The 18,830-nt window shown below is 36.0% G+C and carries 17 protein-coding genes; 3 read left to right on the top strand and 14 right to left on the bottom strand.

Annotation, left to right across the window (positions count from 1 at the left end; genetic code table 11):
• Positions 1–97: 97 nt before the first annotated feature.
• The 8 genes from CBF30_RS07280 to CBF30_RS07245 form a co-directional block, all read right to left on the bottom strand.
• Complete coding sequence (locus tag CBF30_RS07280) at positions 98–2,434, bottom strand: ABC transporter ATP-binding protein/permease (protein WP_126824459.1); 2,337 nt, start codon at positions 2,432–2,434, stop codon at positions 98–100.
• Between the two features lie 307 nt (positions 2,435–2,741).
• On the bottom strand, positions 2,742–5,414 hold the full coding sequence (locus tag CBF30_RS07275; RefSeq protein ID WP_126824455.1) for a SpaA isopeptide-forming pilin-related protein: 2,673 nt from the start codon (positions 5,412–5,414) through the stop codon (positions 2,742–2,744).
• A 31-nt stretch (positions 5,415–5,445) separates the two neighbouring features.
• Positions 5,446–5,811 carry a hypothetical protein gene (locus CBF30_RS07270; protein WP_126824452.1) on the bottom strand — a complete coding sequence of 122 codons (366 nt, stop codon included), beginning with the start codon at positions 5,809–5,811 and terminating at the stop codon, positions 5,446–5,448.
• Entirely contained in the window at positions 5,808–7,262 is a 1,455-nt protein-coding gene (locus CBF30_RS07265; protein ID WP_126824449.1) for a helix-turn-helix domain-containing protein, read from the bottom strand. Before CBF30_RS07265 ends, CBF30_RS07270 begins: the two co-directional genes overlap by 4 nt.
• 21 nt (positions 7,263–7,283) lie before the next feature.
• Positions 7,284–7,517 (bottom strand): hypothetical protein, encoded by a 234-nt coding sequence (locus CBF30_RS07260; protein ID WP_126824446.1) that lies wholly within the window; start codon positions 7,515–7,517, stop codon positions 7,284–7,286.
• Between the two features lie 215 nt (positions 7,518–7,732).
• Positions 7,733–8,578, bottom strand: coding sequence for a VOC family protein (locus CBF30_RS07255; protein WP_126824443.1), 846 nt, complete (start codon positions 8,576–8,578; stop codon positions 7,733–7,735).
• 22 nt (positions 8,579–8,600) lie between these two features.
• A complete protein-coding gene (locus tag CBF30_RS07250; protein ID WP_126824439.1) occupies positions 8,601–9,197 on the bottom strand; it encodes a nitroreductase family protein in 597 nt (198 codons plus the stop codon).
• A 96-nt stretch (positions 9,198–9,293) separates the two neighbouring features.
• The gene (locus CBF30_RS07245; RefSeq protein ID WP_170168972.1) at positions 9,294–10,478 is read right to left on the bottom strand and encodes an MFS transporter; all 1,185 of its coding nucleotides are present in this window, start codon (positions 10,476–10,478) and stop codon (positions 9,294–9,296) included.
• A 73-nt stretch (positions 10,479–10,551) separates the two neighbouring features.
• Here CBF30_RS07245 and CBF30_RS07240 point away from each other — a divergent pair, with 73 nt between their 5' ends.
• Complete coding sequence (locus tag CBF30_RS07240) at positions 10,552–10,923, top strand: MerR family transcriptional regulator (protein WP_126824433.1); 372 nt, start codon at positions 10,552–10,554, stop codon at positions 10,921–10,923.
• A 44-nt stretch (positions 10,924–10,967) separates the two neighbouring features.
• On the opposite strand, the gene CBF30_RS07235 is transcribed toward CBF30_RS07240, so the two are convergent.
• Positions 10,968–12,383 carry a cryptochrome/photolyase family protein gene (locus CBF30_RS07235; protein ID WP_126824430.1) on the bottom strand — a complete coding sequence of 472 codons (1,416 nt, stop codon included), beginning with the start codon at positions 12,381–12,383 and terminating at the stop codon, positions 10,968–10,970.
• Between the two features lie 136 nt (positions 12,384–12,519).
• On the opposite strand from CBF30_RS07235, the gene CBF30_RS07230 reads away from it, so the two are divergent.
• Complete coding sequence (locus CBF30_RS07230) at positions 12,520–12,891, top strand: YxeA family protein (protein ID WP_126824427.1); 372 nt, start codon at positions 12,520–12,522, stop codon at positions 12,889–12,891.
• Between the two features lie 56 nt (positions 12,892–12,947).
• Here the strand turns inward: CBF30_RS07230 and CBF30_RS07225 are convergent, their stop codons facing one another.
• From CBF30_RS07225 to CBF30_RS07215, 3 genes are read right to left on the bottom strand one after another with little or no spacing between them, the layout of a single operon-like run.
• Entirely contained in the window at positions 12,948–13,310 is a 363-nt protein-coding gene (locus tag CBF30_RS07225; protein WP_126824424.1) for a DUF6176 family protein, read from the bottom strand.
• A gap of 3 nt (positions 13,311–13,313) precedes the next feature.
• The gene (locus CBF30_RS07220; protein WP_126824421.1) at positions 13,314–14,051 is read right to left on the bottom strand and encodes a YebC/PmpR family DNA-binding transcriptional regulator; all 738 of its coding nucleotides are present in this window, start codon (positions 14,049–14,051) and stop codon (positions 13,314–13,316) included.
• Positions 14,052–14,070: 19 nt separating this feature from the next.
• Entirely contained in the window at positions 14,071–14,580 is a 510-nt protein-coding gene (locus CBF30_RS07215) for a VanZ family protein (RefSeq protein WP_126824418.1), read from the bottom strand.
• 125 nt (positions 14,581–14,705) lie between these two features.
• Here CBF30_RS07215 and CBF30_RS07210 point away from each other — a divergent pair, with 125 nt between their 5' ends.
• The gene (locus tag CBF30_RS07210) at positions 14,706–16,520 is read left to right on the top strand and encodes a M3 family oligoendopeptidase (RefSeq protein ID WP_126824415.1); all 1,815 of its coding nucleotides are present in this window, start codon (positions 14,706–14,708) and stop codon (positions 16,518–16,520) included.
• A gap of 263 nt (positions 16,521–16,783) precedes the next feature.
• Here the strand turns inward: CBF30_RS07210 and CBF30_RS07205 are convergent, their stop codons facing one another.
• Together CBF30_RS07205 and mreD are read right to left on the bottom strand one after the other, a co-directional pair.
• Positions 16,784–18,142, bottom strand: a complete 1,359-nt coding sequence (locus tag CBF30_RS07205; RefSeq protein WP_126824412.1) for a C40 family peptidase — start codon at positions 18,140–18,142, stop codon at positions 16,784–16,786.
• Between the two features lie 178 nt (positions 18,143–18,320).
• Positions 18,321–18,830 carry a rod shape-determining protein MreD gene (gene mreD, locus CBF30_RS07200; RefSeq protein ID WP_126824409.1) on the bottom strand — a complete coding sequence of 170 codons (510 nt, stop codon included), beginning with the start codon at positions 18,828–18,830 and terminating at the stop codon, positions 18,321–18,323.

The following is an 18,830-nucleotide window of genomic DNA, read 5'->3' as shown; positions in this document are numbered from 1 at the left end:
TTCGTTATGTCCTAGGCTTTTTTATCTGAATAAACGCAGTGAGAAGAGGCTACTTCTTATTTCTCGGAGCGAAACATTGCTCCCTCCAACCTCTGTTTTATTCTGCTCTTAGTGCAATTGCAGCATCTTTCTTTGCAGCCATTCTTGCTGGAATATGCCCACCAAGCATTGTCAGAACTGTACTAACAAGAATCAAAATGAGTGCACTTGATAGTTCCAAATGTGCTACATTTTTTAAGTTGGTCATACTGTATAATATACTGTTGATTGGGAACGTTGCAAGCCAAGCAATTACGACACCTAGTGTCCCTGAGCTAACACCCAAAATACATGTTTCGGCGTCAAACACACGTGTAATATCTTTTTTCCTTGCTCCAAGTGCTTTAAGTACACCTATTTCTTTAGTTCTCTCAATCACGGAAGTATACGTAATAATACTAATCATAATCATACTTGTTACCAATGAAATACCTGCAAAAGCAACCAGTACATACGTAATCGCACTCATCAAACCACCTGTTAATTCGGTCATTGTTCCTGCTAAATCCGTATAAATAATTTTATTTTCTTTCGATTTCCCTTTATTATATGCATCTAAATAATCTAAAATCTGATCTTTATCCTTAAAGTTATTAGGATAAATCATAATACTGTAAGGAATACTGCTCCCCCCAAGGTAAGCTAAGGTTGTTTCCTTGGTACTTGCATCTAGTTTTTCATTGGTCATGACATTTGTGTCAGAGCTTTCTTGTGCTTTTACAATATCTGAACCTTTATTCTCGTCTATAATCTTTTGAGAAAGCTCATCACTATACGCAATACCAGGTGACAGTAAATCCATTGTAGAATCTGATTTTACTCGAAGAACAGCCGTTATCGTCAGTTCATCTTGTGCCTTGTTATAAAGCTCTTGATAATTCGTATTTGGAATATAGTTCCCTGTTGGCAATTTCGTATAATAATCATTATTATTAACTAGTTTAATGCTCGTGCCAATAATTTTATCAAACGATAATTTTTCATCTTCTTTCACATCAAACCCTAAGTTTCTGAGTGAATTGATATTTGTCTCATTATTTTTATCAACAATCAGTACGATGTCAGTTGCTTTTGTTGGATACGATCCTTGAAGCAGCTTATAATTTTCTTTCAAAAAGTTCCCTTTTCCTTTTTCAAGCTCTTGAGGAAATGAAGATACACCTACGCCTGCCATGGTACTCATCGCAGATGACATTGATTGCCCTGACTTGCTACTTGAGTCATTAGAAAGTTTTACAGCCTGGGCTTTTCCGTCTACTTCTCTCAGCAAATTCATCCCGACCAATCGCGTATACCCAATGTTGTTGCTTAAATCCGGATTAATTTTATTAACATAATCTACAAATTTTTGATCAATTTTATTGGTATGTTGCGCCTTGTCACTCGCACTAGTTTTGACAGTCACCTCTGTACTTTTCGGAAAGGTCCCCTTGGAGGTTCCTGATTGTTTTCTAGCCTCGGTTTGATCTGTTGCCACTTTAGAAATCGTTACTGGAAACTTGGACAATGTTTCAGATTGTGTTTTATTAATTTGTGTTTGAAACCCACTTGAAAGCGATAAAACCACGGCAATTCCAATAATACCAATACTTGAAGCAAACGAGGTTAAAAACGTCCGACCTTTCTTCGTTCGGATATTATTGAAAGAAAGCTTCAATGCTGTCCAAAATTTCATCTTCGTATGTGTCAATTGAAATTGGTCTGGTTTTGGTTGCTCTTGATGCGGATTAGAATCTTTTTGGATTTTCCCATCAGCAAACTCAATAATTCGATCGGCATATTCATGAGCCAGTTCTGGATTGTGTGTAACCATAATCACTAATTTTTCTTTTGATAACTCACGAATCAACTCCATAATTTGAACACTTGTTTCCGTATCAAGTGCACCTGTCGGCTCATCACAAAGTAAAATATCCGGGTTATTCGCTAATGCTCTAGCAATTGCTACACGTTGCATTTGCCCACCAGAAAGCTGATTAGGTTTTTTGTCTAAATGATCTTTGAGTCCCACTCTTGTCAAAGCTTCTCGTGCTTTTTCTTCTCGCTCACGTTTGGAAACATTACTCAAAGTCATACCCAACTCAACATTATCCAAAATTCCTAAATGACCAATCAAGTTATAACTTTGAAAGATAAACCCAACTGAATTATTGCGATATGCATCCCAATCGGAGTCTTTAAAAGATTTCGTTTCCTTACCATTGATGACCATGTCGCCTGAATCATAATTATCCAGACCACCAATCACATTTAACATTGTTGTTTTACCCGAACCACTTGGGCCCAGAATGGCTACAAATTCTTGTTTACGAAAAGAAACTGAAACGCCATCTAATGCTTTGGTTGTAATTTCTCCAACCTTGTAATATTTTTTTATATTTTTTAATTCTAACATTCTATTCTCCTTACTCTTTTTTTCCTCACGAAACTCTTATTCCCAAGCTTTTCTTTTTATAGATTACTATGTTTAAAGCTATCAAACTCTTGGGGAAAAGTCAAAAATTAGTGTGTTATTTTATAACTTTTGGTTTTTTTTAAATAAACTACGCCTCTGTTGCTACATTGTCTAGCCTCACTGAAAAAAAGTCATTGTATACATCCTCTTATTAAATAAAGGAAATATGCAATGACTAGTGATGAGTCTTCACTTTCTTCTGAGTGTTCCTGAGTAGTACTTGATGGATAGTTACTGAATTTTTTTATTATTGTGTTGCTTTTTTCACTTCGAAAAAGATGGGTGTCTGATCTAGTTTGTAGCCTTTTGGTGCTTTCACTTCAACCAACTGGTACTCTCCTGGTACTAAATCTTCTATTGTAAGTGTTCCATTTTGATTCGTCACTAAGTTTTTCTGCACTATTTTACCCGCTTTTGTCTTTAACGAAAAGACTGCTTTTGCCAAATGCTGACCGGTTTTTTTGTCGACTTTTGTCAGTGACACACTTCCTTTTAATGGTTTATTAGTGATTTCTACGTTGATTTGCTCCGCTTCATTTCCCGTAATCGTAAAATCAATCGGATCAGCTGATTTTTCATATCCAGCTGGTGCTTTGCTCTCAATAAACTCGTAATCCCCAGGTAGTAAATCTTTGATAACTAATTGTCCATTGTTGTCTAATTTCAATTTTTTTTCTACCACTTCTCCACTTTTTTTCTTCAAGTAAAAAGCCCCTTCTACAAGTGGTAGTCCTGTTTCCCCGTCTCTTCCAGTCAGTCTGACACTCCCTTTAATCGCTTGATTGGTTTTTATCAACCTAATCGTTTCACTGCTTTTAGCTGTCACTTGAAAGGCAATAGGAGTGGAGTCTAGTTGATAGCCTTTTGGTGCCTTCACCTCACTCAACTCATACTTCCCACTTGAAAGATTATCTAGTATAATATGGCCATTTTGGTTGGTTTCAAGATGCTTTTGTATCACTTTCCCCATTGAGTCTTTCAAATTAAAAATAGCTCCCGGTAACCCTTTTCCTGTTTGTTTGTCTTTTTTTTCAAGAATGACACTTCTTTTGATTGGGCGATTGGTTTTGCTAAGCTTGGCATTCTTTTTTTTCGGCGTAATTGAAAAAGAAATTGGAGCTGCATCTAAAACGTAGCCAGAAGGAGCCAGCGTTTCAACAAATTGGTAGGTTCCAACCGCCAAATGCTGGATTTCTATCTTTCCAGTATCATTGGTGATTAGTCCTTCTTGCAAAGTGCCCCCCTTTTCATCTTCTAATCTAAAAATTGCTCCTGCTAATGGTTGGCCTGTTTGCTGATCTGTTTTCTCCAAATAAACACTTCCCGTTTGTGGTTCTGGTATTGGATTTGGTGTTGGTTTAGTGTCTGGTATCGGAGTTGGTGGAGTAACCTTGTCTTTTGGCTTATTCGTTTTAGTTAACTCAACTGTTTCACTTTTACTTGTTTCTATTTTAAAACTGAGCGGTGTAGGATCGATTTGATAATCTGCTGGTGCAGTTGTCTCCACGAATTGATAAGATCCATCAACTAAGTTGTGTACACTTAGTTGACCATTTTCATCCGTCTTCAAATTCTTTTTCAGTGTCTTCCCTTGACTATCTCTAAGTTCAAAAATTGCATTTGGTAACACTTTATGACTTTTTTCATCTCGCTTAGTTAAGCGAACGGAGCCGCTCTTCTTTTGATTACCTACAGGGACTTCTATTTCTTTTGGCTGATCTTGATTTATACTAACTGTTACCGGTTTTTGTGCTGATTGATAACCTTTTGGTGCAGCAGTTTCGATTAATTGATACTCCCCAGTTTCCAGATCCATTATTTCAGCATTTCCTTGCATATCTGTCACAACGTTTTTAGCAACCGTCCTTCCAGTAGCATCTACTAATTTAAACTCTGCTCCTTGCAACTTAATCCCAGTATTTGATTGGTCATACTTAATTATTTTTAATTGATATTCGTTCGTCTGCTCTCCGCTTCCTTCTCCCTGCCCTCCTTCCATAGAAGAATAACCTATTGTATCAAAGTAACAGTGATGGACCAATAGGTGGCCTTTAGTCCAGTAGCGCATATTGGAGCTATTTTCTTTTGAGACTCGCGTATCGTACCTCACAAGTATCCCACTTGTTAAAGAAGGGACTTCAATATCAAAATATTTTCGTTCGTCCTCTTCGTGAATAAATGTAGGATCGATTGCTTCTTGTGCTTGAAATGTCCCATATTGATCAAATTCACCTATATCAGCTTGAATAGACTTTGATACCAATTTCTGTTGATTCCCTATCTCATTGTGATAAAGTGCCTGACAAATATTTTCTCCCTTAAAATTTAGACGGGTCCTCCAATGAATTAATGTCGGGTCCTCTTGATCAAATTCTCCCCACTGTGCGATCATTTCATTAGAATCGATTGCTTTTATTGGCTCAATATACACATTTTGTTGAAACTTCTCAAAATCTACTGTGACCTCTGTTCCACCAACTATTACTGAATGATCCCAATTCGTATACAGCTTAAAACTCATATTTCTATTTTTTTTATGTGTTTCATAATAGTTGCTGAAGGTTACTAGTATTTTTTTAGTTGTCGCATCCGTTTTTACCTCGGCAATTTTTTCCCCAACAGAATCTTTTATTGAAAACGAACTTGCTTTTCCAATTTTCAATTGTGGCGGTAGAAACAACGTCATGGTATTGCCTGCCTTAATCATTACATTGTCTGGAAATTCAAATTCGTACTTATTTTGCATCTGCTCATCATAGCCATAACTATTTTTTACATTACCTATTTGGTCCTCTAACGTCGCTTGTTTTAAGTATTGATTCCCATAATCCGTGACCGCGACCACATGAACTTGCCACCCAATCACAAAAATCATCGACAACATAAAAGCTATATAAGCCCCAATTTTGACATGCTTCATAAAAAAATCCTTTCATATTTTAACTACTACATCAGACTTCTCTTTCTCCGTATAGCGAGACGCCAGATAACTTAGAAAACACTTTACCAAGCTCAGTACTTGGGGAACTTGAGGGTTCAATCATCATTGCCTGCAATGTAGTAGCTACGTTTTGTTCGACTTGTTCAAAATGAGTTTTCTTTTTCGTCTTTTCTTTTTCATTTTCTTTTACAAGTTTTAGTTGTCCCTCTCCTTGCACCACAACATTATTTGCTTTTTGCAAATGTTTTAGCTTCTCTGTTTGTGCCTGCTTTTTTTCTGCTAACTGGAAGATAATCGCATCACTTTTTTGTAAAAATACCAATGGACTAAAACAAATTCCTGCAACCAACAACCCAGAAACCCATTTCATTTTCATACTTTTTCCCCCTTAATTTTAATAATTATATTTCCTAATCGCTCCCAGTCTAGCGCAATCGGTGGATTTTTCCAGATGATTTGTTCACAGATAAGCGAAAAATCAAGAAAATCAGATATATAGATATCCGTATGACTCGTAACTTTCTTTTCAATCACAATATTTAAATTGGAAAAATAGCCCAACATCTTTTCAATATAGCGAACATACGCATAACCTTGAGAAAAATCGATACATATATACACTTTATCAGGTAAAATATCCACAGGTAATTGATCCAGAAAAACAAACATGTAATCATAGTACAAGTTCGTCTTCTTTTCATCGCTAAAATCATACCCATATTTTCGATGCATACTTTCTAAAAAGTGATAGATAATTTCATGAAAAATAGGATAACTTTCTTCAAAAAAAGTAATTTGTTCCTCCGAAATAAAAGTTGTCGGCTCTATGTAAAAAGTAAATAGCTTTTGATTGACTCTACGTAAAGCCATTTCCAGTTCTGGTAAATAGCTGTGTAAGTTTTCAACTGATTGAAGGTAATGACTTTCTTCTACAGCTTTCATAAGTCCCGCTGTCACCGCTTCTATTCTTTCATCAGAAGTCTCGATGTTTATCGCAATCTCTTTGGCCAAGTATTCTTGAATACCTAAAAATGAGAACAGAAAATCTACTTCCTTTCGCAAAAACTCTTCTGAAAGTTGAAAATTCCTTCTAAAAAATAGCGCGACACGATTCCATTGATCAAAGTATTTTTCTTGAAAGTTCGTTTGTAACTCCGTATTCAAAAAGTTTTGTGCTTTTAGTCGTACGACTTGAACAGATAAAAATAGATCTAGCTTACTTTTTTTAGTTGGTGCAAGTGACAGCCGAAACAGTTGAGACACGAATACACTAATTTCTTTGACCTCTGATTTATTTTCTTCGAGTGGCCATTCGATGCCGTTATAAAAATAATAATAAACTTCAAAAGCAAATAGGCGAATGTTTTCTTCTTTCCCTTGTAGTCGATTTTTGACTATTTTAATTTGTCGTTCCTCTAACAGTTTGATCAGCTCCGAACGATACTGATAAAACTTAGTCTGACCGACATATAATTTTGTCATCAAATATTCATTATTGACTTCACTTTTGGCGCATAAATAGGCTTCAAATATCTTAAATAAATTGGATTGTTTCAAATAATGAAGACGCAACAACCGAACTTCTCTTGGTAAAATATTCTCACAAATAATTTCGCCACTTTCGTATATTGTGAGCTGTACATCCATGTTTAACGTATGGCAATCTGCTTTAATTTCACGTAGATAATTACTTACTTTATACTTTGACAGGAATAAAATATCCATTAGCTTCCCAACCGACAAATATGAATTCCCTTTATTAGCCAACAATTCTAGAATGTAATATTTGAACCGTCCATCTTCTTCAAGAAAATCATTAAAATTCATTACACTACTCCTTTTGTTTTCTTAAATTTCTGTTCGCTCTTTCATTAAATATAGTACTATTTTCGCACATTTATTGATTTTGATATACTTTTTTGCGATTTTTTTATTATATTTTATTTGTGATAGTAAAATAAACTGTTCTCGTTTAGAAATTTTTTCGCCAAATTTTTCTTCAAAATATTGAACCAACTCCTCTAGTAGTGCTTCTTCACTATCTTTCGCCTTTAGATAATTATAAATTTCTTTTTCACACATATTAACACCTCTTATCCCGTTGTTATCTTTATTTTACCTATATTTCCTGACAAAAAAATAGGATTATCTTACTGTTTTTCCCCAATTATTCTGTAATCAAAAAAAATCAAGAAATCAAAAAATAGACTAAGCGTTGACCGATTCAGTCTCTTCTTAGTCTATTTTTTTCTTTATTTAATTTTCACATCATATTTTTTTAAATTTATCACTATCCATTACTTATAGATCAGTTTTAGTTTAATCCCATTCGGATCTGTCAACTTAACTTGTTCACCCTCTTTTTCAAAGCTTTTATTTCTAACAGTTAAATTTTTTAAAGTCTGATCAAACTGGGCTTTTTCTAAATATTCGATCACAAAATAATCTAAACCCGTTTGGTTTTGCGCAGTAGCTGGGAGGTCTTTTCCGCTCCATATATTGGTTCCAATTTGATGATGGTACATCCCTGTCGCAAAAAATTTGGCTTGTCTTCCAAAATTGGATTTTAAGTCAAACCCTAGAAGCTCTTTGTAAAACTCTTCTGTTTGCTCCAAATCGCTCACTTTTAAATGAATATGACCAATTTTAGATTTAGGAGCTAACCCTAGCCACTGACCGTCAGCTGCTTCAATCACTCCGTCAGCATCCATCTCTTCAGTGATCCCAATAATTTCACCATTATCACGAATATCCCACTCAGAAATCGGTTTATCTCGGTAGATTTCAATTCCATTTTGCTCAGGGTCAACGAGATAGATGGCTTCACTATATCCGTGATCAGACGCTCCTTCAAGAGGTACTTCATTTTTTAGTAACCATAGCAATGTGTTACCCAAGTCTTTTCTTGTTGGAAGTAAAAAAGCAATATGAAACAAACCCGTAGTCCCTTGTTTGCTATAGGCCGCCTCAACTTCTTCCAGTACTAATAGTGGTTCTGTGGATTGCTGTGCGCCTAAATAAGCTGTCTTTTCAACTTTGTTGATCAAAACAAGTCCTATCTTTTGTGTATAGAACAAAATCATATTGTCTAAATTTTTCACTTTAAGTTTAACTTGTTGAATCGCTGTCCCTTCTTTTTGCATCAATTTATCACTTCACTTTTCGTTATTTAATCACACGGAAACGATCTTCATCTCTCATGTATTCTTTTTCTCCTGGGCTGGTTTCAATCGAGCCAAAGACTAATTGAGAACGTAATACCCATGATTCAGGAATAGCCCATTCTTTAGCCACTGCTTCATCAATCACCGGATTATAATGTTGCAAACTTGCCCCGATTTTTTCTTGTGCTAGTGCCGTCCAGACGTTTACTGCTGAAATTCCTGTTGATTGTTCTGACCATGAAGGAAAATTGTCTGCATATAAGGGAAATTGTTCTTGTAATTTTTTTACTACACTATGCTCTTCAAAGAATAAAACGGTCCCTTTACCGCCAGCAAATCCTTTTAATTTCGCTTGTGTATTCTTGAATGCTTCTTCTGGTGTTAGTGGTTTTAACGCCTCTTCTGTTAATGACCAAAGTTTTTGATTCGCTTCACCAAATAAAATTACTACACGTTGTGTTTGAGAGTTGAATGCCGTAGGACTCTCTCTTACAACTTCTTTAATTAACGCAGTAATTTCTTCCTCAGATAATGAAACATCTTTCCCGATAGCATAAATTGAACGACGATTTTTTAATTGTTGAATAAAGTTTGACATATGAATTCCACCTTTTCTAATTGCAGTTTTAGTATTTCGTAAATTTAAATTATATACTCATTATAGCACTTACAATTAGTAAGTAAAGAATTTTGCTTACCTTTTTTCTTTCTTTTGTTTGTGAATTGTAACAAAAGTGAGGACTGCGATTATTTGACTAACCAATCCCATAATACACACCATACCCCAACCATAATTTTGGTAGACACTCGTTCCTAAAAAACTGCCTAGAGAGCCACCCAGAAAGAAACAGAACATGTAAATGGCTGTTACCCGTCCTTTAATAGCATTAGGAAACTGTTGAATCACAGATTGACAACTAACATTACAACTTTGTACCCCTAAATCAAGAACAATAATCCCCAGAATCAAGAAGACTAGTTCTTGTGCTCCACCCAAAAATAAAAGATAAGCCCCCACAACAAGACCCAAAGCAACTTTCATCGGTGAGTAAGGTCCATGTCTATCAATGCTGTTCCCTGTTATTTTAGAAGCAAATGCCCCGCTTAGGCCAATAAGACCAAATAAACCCGTTACCCCTGAACTAAAATGGTAAACATCCGCTAAGTAAAAAGTTAAACAGGTCCAAAAGGTGCTCATTGCAAAAAAACTCATACATCCAATCAAGGATATTTTTTGAACTAATTTTTCTTTTAGAAAGATTCTTGGCAACGAAGACATAGCAGCTTTATACGAAACATCTGCAGTAGCAAAACTATGGGGCAAATATTTCATTAAGCCAATCATCAAACTAAATAGCAAGACAAATGCTACTGCATAGATGGCTTTCCAACCAAAGTAGTTTCCTAGTATCCCGCTGGCTACTCTTGAAAGCAAGATCCCCATCAAAAGTCCACTAAGCAAAGAGCCGATATTTTTCCCACGTTTTTCTGGATCAGAATTTTGAATTGCTAGTGTCAGCAATAATTGCGGTGTCATCGAAGTCATCCCTAAAAGAAATGAACAAATACAAGTGAGGACAAAGCTGGTTGAAAAATATACTCCTGCAATCGCCAGCAAGCAAGGAATAAATAGTCTAACAATCAATTTCTTTTTATCCATAACATCCGCTAGAGGTAACAGGGTAATAATCCCCGTTGCATATCCCAGTTGCGTAAAGGTGGCTATCACGCTGGCATTTGTGGTTGAAATGCCAAAATAGCGACTGATCAAAATCAATAAGGGTTGTGCATAATATAGATTGGCAACAACAACCCCATTGGCAATACTCATTAGTAAAACTAGCCGAGAAGTTATCTCTGCTCCTTTTTTTTGTTCCATTTTCATCACTCCTATGCTAAGATGTGACCAGTATAAACCTTAAACTAGACTTGAAGGCAAGGGGCAATCATACATGCAAAAAACAACTTATACAATTAAAGAATTTAGTGAAAAGACAGGATTTAGTCCCTCTCGTTTGCGTTTTTATGAAAAAGAAGGGTTATTGAGTGGCGTCTCGCGCAATCAAAGCGGCTACCGGATTTATACCGAAGAAAATCTTGAATGGATTCTGTTTTTAACTAAGATTCAGCAAACTTCCATTTCATTAAATGATTTAAAAGAATATGTCACACTCCACCAAATAGGTTCTTCCACTCATCAAAAACGACTCCAGATCTTAAAAAATCATCGCAAAATCATTCGTCAAAAAAGAAAAGATATTGATGATACCTTAGAGTACTTAGATGACAAAATTGAACGTTATCAAAATGGTTCGATTAGCTGAAAAGAGTGTTCTTAAATTTGATAAGCAAATTTAAGAACACTCTTTTATTGTTTCCCAAACAGATCTAACGCCAACTGGCGCATCTCCTTATGATCTACTATAGGGGCAGGATAATCTTTGCCAATGATACAACCGCTATTTTCTTGTAACTGTCTTGTCATTTTAGCAGGCTCATGAATAAACTTACTTTCAACTTTCCTTAGTTCTGGCACATATTCTCGAACAAATGCTCCCTGCGTATCAAACTTTTTCCCTTGAGTAGTGGGATTAAAAATACGAAAATACGGTACCGCATCTGTCCCTGTTGAAGCGGCCCATTGCCAACCACCAATATTGGATGCTGGGTCATAATCTACTAATTGCTCTGAAAAATAACGCTCTCCTAATCGCCAATCTAGTAATAAATCTTTTGTTAAAAAAGAAGCAACAATCATCCGCAACCGGTTGTGCATCCATCCTGTTTGGTTCAGTTGGCGCATCGCTGCATCCACAATAGGAAAACCTGTCTCGCCCTTTTTCCAAGCCTCAAACAATTGCTTATTTTGATTCCACTGCATACCTCGATACTTTTCTTGAATCTCTACTGTTTGCTGATCAGGGTTTTCAGCATAAATCATATTATAAAAATCTCGCCAACATAACTCTTTGATAAAGGTCTCTTTTCCTTGTGAATCCTGTCCATCTTGGACAACACGATAATACAGTTCCCGAATGGATAGCTCTCCTGTTCTTAAAAAGCGTGACAGCTTGCTCGTACCATCAACTGCTGGAAAATCTCTTTTTGTAGCGTATTCTGCCAAATGGTGGTCTATAAAGTATTGACATCTTTGTCTTACTGGCTTGGCTCCGTATTCCTCCTCAGAAACATCAGAAAAATCTGCAATTAAATCATTAAACTGATTGTTTCTTTCCTCAAAAAATACTTTACTCGTTTCATCTACTGATTTTTCCGCTAGCTTTTGACTATCTATCTGCCGAAAAAGAGGTTTTTTTTGCTTAATCCAGACATTATAGTAAGGAGTAAACATCTTAAATGCACAACCATCTGCCTTTTTAATTTCGTTGGCTCCGTGCAAATGACTATCTTGATAATGATAAGCTTTGATTCCTTGTGCTGCGAATAACTGACACATTGCTTCATCACGACGCTTTCCAAAGCCTCGTTCACTCTGGTTAAAATAAATACTGGTTAGTTCTGGAAACAACTCTATCAGCTGTTTAAATTCTGCCTCAATTTCTCCGTACAATAAGTGGATTGGAAATCCTACTTCTTTGGAAACCTCAAAAAAATGACGACAGGCTTTGAAGAATGATTCATGATTTTTCGTTCCAATCTTAAATTGCTTAGGGTTTACATGGAAAATTCCAATTATCTGCTCGTTTTGATTCATTGCCTCTAATAACGCCGTATTATCCGTCAATCTTAAATCGTGTCGAAACCATACTCCAATCATACACATCCTCCTTATTTTTCTATTGTATCCTTTATTCTTACTTGTGACAAAAATGTTCGTTTCCTTTTCTAATTTGTAAGGATTTTCAATGTTCATATTTTATTCATTTTATTATAATTGTATTTAGTTAGGAGGAACTCACATGAAAAAATTTTTTGGTATTCTTGTAATTATATTACTTGTGTTCATCTCATATAAAGGATTTGTCTATTATCAAAATAGATATGTTGGGATAACTTACTATGCAAAAACTTCGGCGACACCAGCTAAAATCCAAGATTTACTTGATGATCAAGGAAAAAAAGTGAACACTGGCTACAGTTACTCGCTTATCGGAGTGAATGAAAAAGGTGAAACGAAAAGATTAGAATTTGAGATTACAGGCTCTGCTTATCCACCAAACGCATACTTAGAGGTTCGCTCTAGTAAAGAAATCGTGCTCAAACAGGCGACCATTAATGAGAGCAAAATTCCGAAGTCCATTAAAAAGATAGTTGATCAAAAAAATCCTTAATATAACGAATCGGCCAACAGATACTGAACTAGTCTAGTTATCTGTTTTGCCGATTTTTACTTATCTTCTTGAATAGCCTGGTGAATCTTTTCTGGTATCATCACTACTTTTGGTGTCAGCTTTTTACTGCGATATGCGGGGTCTATACACTCTTGCCAATACGCCATATGTTTTTTATCCACCTCGAAGTTAGACTCCTCTACTGCCACTGGATTTTCCCCCTGTACACTAAACCAATACAAATAGGTCACTCCTTGCTCTTCTTCTTGGAAGATTGCTTCCACATACATTTTTTCTTGTTCTAGCGTGAGCAAAACATCTGGTAAGTATTCATTCAAAAAGTCCATCCATTCTTTCACAACCGCTTCTTTTTCTGGCAATACTCTAAATCTTTCTAATTCCGTTACAACTCTCTTCATTCTTTATTCCTCTTCTTTCACTGCTAAAGATGTAAAAACTTCGGAAACATCTTCATCTTCTTCTAATTTTCCTACTAAGTTCTGAACCTTTTGGGCCTCTCGTTGATTCAGCGCGACAGTCGTTTGTGGAACCATTGTTAACTCTGAGTGTTCTAGATGAAAGCCTTGAGCCTCCAGCCCCCCTCTTACAGCGGTAAAAGAAGCCCCATCTGTATAGACACAAAACATATCATCTGATATTTCCAAATCTTCTGCGCCTAAATCAAGGACTAACAGCAAGAACGCCTCTTCTGTCATATCTAAGCTTTGACGGTTGATTTCTAAATAGCCTTTTCGTTCAAACAGATAGCTGACCGACCCAGTTTCGCCGAGTGCTCCTCCATTTTTATTGAATAGCACACGTACATTCGTAGCTGTTCGATTGCGATTATCTGTCAGTGCATGAACTAAAATTGCCACACCATTTGGTCCGTATCCTTCATAAGTCACTTCTTCATAATGCTCTGTATCCTCACTTGAGGTTGCTTTTTTGATGGCTCTTTGAATGTTAGCGTTAGGCATATTATTTCTTTTAGCCTTATCTAAAGCAAGTCTTAACGCAGGATTTGAGGTTGCATCATCCCCACCACTTTTCGCAGCCACAAAAATTTCCTTTGAAATTTTTTGGAAAGTTTTTCCTCGTTTTGTGTCTTGCGCATTTTTTCTTCCTTGGATGTTGCTCCATTTAGAATGTCCTGACATAAAAAGTCCTTCTTCCTTTTTATTTTCCTTTTCTAAAACGCCTCAACGCAATCAATAGTACACAGAAAGCAACTGCTGTTAGAGCGCCCATACTATCTAACATTACATCTTGAAACAGCGGGCTTCTTCCACCAGTTAGCATTTGGTGGAACTCATCAAGACCTGCATAGCCAGTTGCAGCCAGCCAGCTCACTAACGCGCTCCAACCAAGATTTTTGATCTTTGGGTGAAGTCCTAAAAACCAGCTGCCTCCCATAAGAAAATAAGTAAAAAAATGAGCGGCTTTGCGGATGAAAAATTCTACAAATTTGAAATACCCCAAATGCGCAATACTTACTTCGCTGTCCGCATATTGAAATCTGATGTTTGAGAATGCGCCTATAGCAGGCTGCCCGCTCAAGGTCTTCTCCAAAAATGGTACACTAGTCTGTTCTTGATACGTTTTAGAAGAAGACCAAAATAAAATAGCCATAATAGAAACGGCAATCCACAAATAAACATCTGGATTCTTTTTTAAATACTGTTTCACAAGTATCCCCCCTAATAATCTCTTTCATCGTACATAAAAAAACTTTTTTTCGCAATACTTTTCATTTGCTTTTGATTAATTGCCATTTTCAATTATAATAGAAACATGAAGAAAGGAGTGTCAGTATGACATATTCACTAATTTGGGATCTTGACTCTATTTTTGCAGGAGGTAGTGATTCTAATGATTTAAAAGTTCGCATGGAAAAATTAAACAAAGAAGTCCAAACATATGTAGAAAGCACACGTACTTGGATACCTGAAGAGGATGCCCCTAAATTTTCACACTTTGAAAAAATTTTTAACGAGCGTGATACAATTTCTAATGGATTTGAGCAAGTTGGTAGTTTTATTAATATGATTCAATCCGCTGATGTACATGATAAAAAGTGCATTGCTCTACAAGGAAATTTATACAATTACCTGACATTATTTAAAAATGCCGATACTCTTTTTGCTAAAAAATTAACTGCTATCGACGAAAAAAAATGGCAACAGCTTTCAGAGTTAGCACTTGTCCAAAAACAAGGTGTCTTATTTGCCCTCTCAGAGATGCGAGAAGATGGCAAACACTTATTAAGTGACCAAGAAGAAGCGATTATCAACGCACTCTCTGTGGATGGCTTTAGCGCATGGAGTGAGCATTATGATACACTGGTTGCCTCGATTTCGATTGAATTTGAAGAAAACGGAGCCATTCAAAAACTATCAGCTGGTCAAGCATTCAATAAAATGATGGGCGATCCAGATAAACATGTACGTGCACAACTTTTTGAAAAATGGGAAAAAGCCTGGTCGGAAAAAGCACCTTCATTCGCCGACACATTAAATCATCTAGCTGGCTTCCGCTTAAAAGATTATGAATTACATGGAACCACTGATTTTCTAGAAAAACCACTCCGTTACAATCGTATGAAACAAGAAACATTAGATGTAATGTGGGATACTATTTCAAAAAACAAACAACCATTTATTGATTTTCTAACAAGAAAAGCACAGTTATTTGGTAAAGAAAAAATGGACTGGTACGATCAAGATGCACCAATTATTTTAGGAGATTTGAAAGAAAAACGTTTTTCTTTTGATGATGCCGCTGCTTTTATTATTAAAAATTTCCATCAATTTAGTCCTAAAATGGCTAATTTTGCTCAACACGCTTTCGAAAACAATTGGATTGAAGCAGAAGATCGTCCAGGAAAACGTCCAGGAGGATATTGTACCAGCCTTCCAGAAAGTGAAGAGTCGCGTATTTTCATGACATACGGCGAATCAATCAATGAGGTCTCTACGCTTGCACACGAACTAGGACACGCATTCCACAGTAGTGTACTCTGGGATTTACCTACAGTAAGTCGCGATTACGCAATGAACGTAGCCGAAACTGCTAGTACTTTTGCAGAATTAATCGTGGCTGATGCTACATTAAAAGAAGCTGAAACACCTGAGGAAAAAATCAATTTAATTGATACAAAAATGCAAAATGCTATTGCAATGTTTTTAAATATTCATGCACGTTTCTTATTTGAAACCTCTTATTACAAAGAACGTCAACAAAAAGTTTTATCCGATAAAGAAATTTCTGACTTGATGGTTGCGGCACAAAAAGAATCTTATCTTGATTCGCTTGGTACCTATCATCCACATTTTTGGTCAAGTAAGCTCCATTTTTATATAGACAGCGTTCCTTTCTACAACTTCCCTTATACATTTGGATACCTATTTAGTATGGGAATCTATGCTTTTGCTCAAAAAACTGGAACCAATTTTGAAGATCAATACATTGCGCTTTTACGTGATACAGCCTCAATGACAACAGAAGAGTTGGCTCAAAAACATTTAGATGTTGATTTAACAAAACCTGATTTCTGGCAATCTGGTATTGATATTGTGAAAAAAGATGTTGAAGAATTTCTATCACTAACAGAAAGCTATTTGAAGTAATCAACGACTATTCTGATTTAAATTGAAGTTGGGACACAAGTGATTAACTCCGAAAAATCAGCAGAAATTCCCGTGAGTCTTGCTTCACGTTTTTGTTAATTTCAGCTTATTGCCGAAAGATTCACTTCTGCTCCCACCACCTATCATGAGAAAAAGAGTCTGAAACATAACTCAAAAATTATGTTTCAGACTCTTTTTTCAATGCTCCATTCTCTAAAACTAAAAAAAAAGAGATTCATCAGAATCTCTTTTTTGATTACTTTTTATAGGACACGAACAGCAAAGCTTGGTGCAAAATATGCAATGTTCGTAATCTTAACAACATCACCAGGTTCTGGTGCATGAATCATTTGACCATTCCCCATGTAAATTCCTACATGATAGGTTGAACCTCTAGAACCGTAGAATAACAGATCTCCAGGTTGTGCTGCACTGACAGAAATCATTGTTCCAGCATATTCTTGTTGTGTTGTTACACGTGGCATTGATACTCCTACAGCTGAATAAGCAAGTTGTACCAAACCTGAACAGTCCATTCCAGATGGGCTATTGCCTCCCCAGACATATGGTGTACCTAAATATTGTTTTGCCGCAGCTACAACTGCTGCACCATTACCAGTTGGTGTAGGTGCTGGTGTAGGCGTTGGAGTGGGTGTAGGTGCCGGTGTAGGCGTTACATTTCCACTATTGCTATCATTACTTGATGAGCTACTGCTTGAACTTGACGAATCAGTATTAGCAGTTGATGAACTACTGCTACTTGCAGGTGTTACTGTAGCTGTTGAGCTTGAAGCTGTTGCTGAAGACGCTTCGACACTTACTGCACTTGAACTTGATGTTGCTGCTTGTTGTGCTTGTCTAGCTGCAGCTTGTTTTGCTGCTGCTTCTTCTGCCACACGTTTTTGTTGTGCTTCAGCAGCTAAGCGTGCTTGTTCTTGACGAGCAGCTTCTGCTTCTTTTTGTTTTTGTACATATTCATCTTTTTTACTTTGCTCTGTCGCTTTAGAAGCTTCGATTTGGTTAACTAAAGATGTTTGTTGTAATTCTTGGTCTTGTAATTGTAACAATTGATTATCTAACTCAACTGCATTAGCACTTAATTCTTTCAATTTTGTTTCAGTTGAAGCCTGTTTTGTTTCAACTGCTTTTTTATCCGTTTCTTGTTGTTTCATCAAATCATTATTTGCACTAACAAGTGTAGATGCTGCCGTTACTTTCGTAATCGCATCTGAAACAGACTCAGAACTCAATAGAATGTTTAAATATCCAGAGTTCGCTTGGTTTGCTTGCATTGAACGTGCTTGTTTCTTAATTGTTTCGTTTCTCTTTTCAATGCGACTAGTCAGCTCAGTTACTTCTTCTTTTAATTTCGCAATTTGTTGATTTAAATTTATTTGTTCTTTTTGTAGTTTAGCAGCTTCTGCTTTTGTTGATGAAATGTTTGTACGAACCTCAGCTAATTGTGCTGTTACTGATTGTTGTTGGTTAGTTAGATTGTTAATTTTATTCGTTTGATCTTGTATTTTCTGGTCATATTCATCTGCTGATGCAACTAATGGTGTCGCGATTGCCGACAATGCCACAGTACATGTCATTAAAGTTGATAGAATTCTCTTTTTCAATATATTTTCCTCCGACATACTCGATTAGTTTCTCAAACTTTTCCTCTTTTATTAAGACAAATGTATTGTAGCATAGCAACATGACAGCCATATAAAGGGAATGTTACAAAAACATTTCAAGCTTAAACCAACATTAAAAAGACTGTCCTTATAGGATTCTTAAGCAAAAAAAAAGAAATTATTTTTCTAAAAATAATTTCTTTAATGGGTAAATGAGTATTATAAAAACAACACCGTTAAATATAAGGGTTGGTCCTAAGTTCTCTGTAATAAAAGATCCGGTATCTACTTTTACAACTTGAAATATTGTTTGGATGAACACTGTTGCACTTTGTACAAATGTCATCATAATAATAAAACACAGGAATAAGGAGGCAACTGTTGGTTTGACATAGTTGAATATGGTGAAAACCAAGTACACAGACAACGGCAAACACAATAAGTAAATCCCAATCACACCATAAAAATAACTGTCAAAAAGCAATCCGATAAAGGTTGCAGCAATCAGCATGTAGCGTTTACTATATCGAAAGGTACCAAACATTAAAATTAGTAATAATAAACTACTATTTATTGCAATATTATCAGAAAACCGTTGTTTTAAAAAGTTACTAATTTGAGCATCCACCAACATTAACAAAAACAATCCTAGTACCATCCAATAACGACTAACATCACTTTTCTTCAT

This window comes from Vagococcus entomophilus (assembly GCF_003987595.1).
Lineage (GTDB): Bacteria > Bacillota > Bacilli > Lactobacillales > Vagococcaceae > Vagococcus_E > Vagococcus_E entomophilus.
Note: the sequence above shows the minus strand (reverse complement) of the source record. Positions and strands in the feature narration are given on the sequence as shown.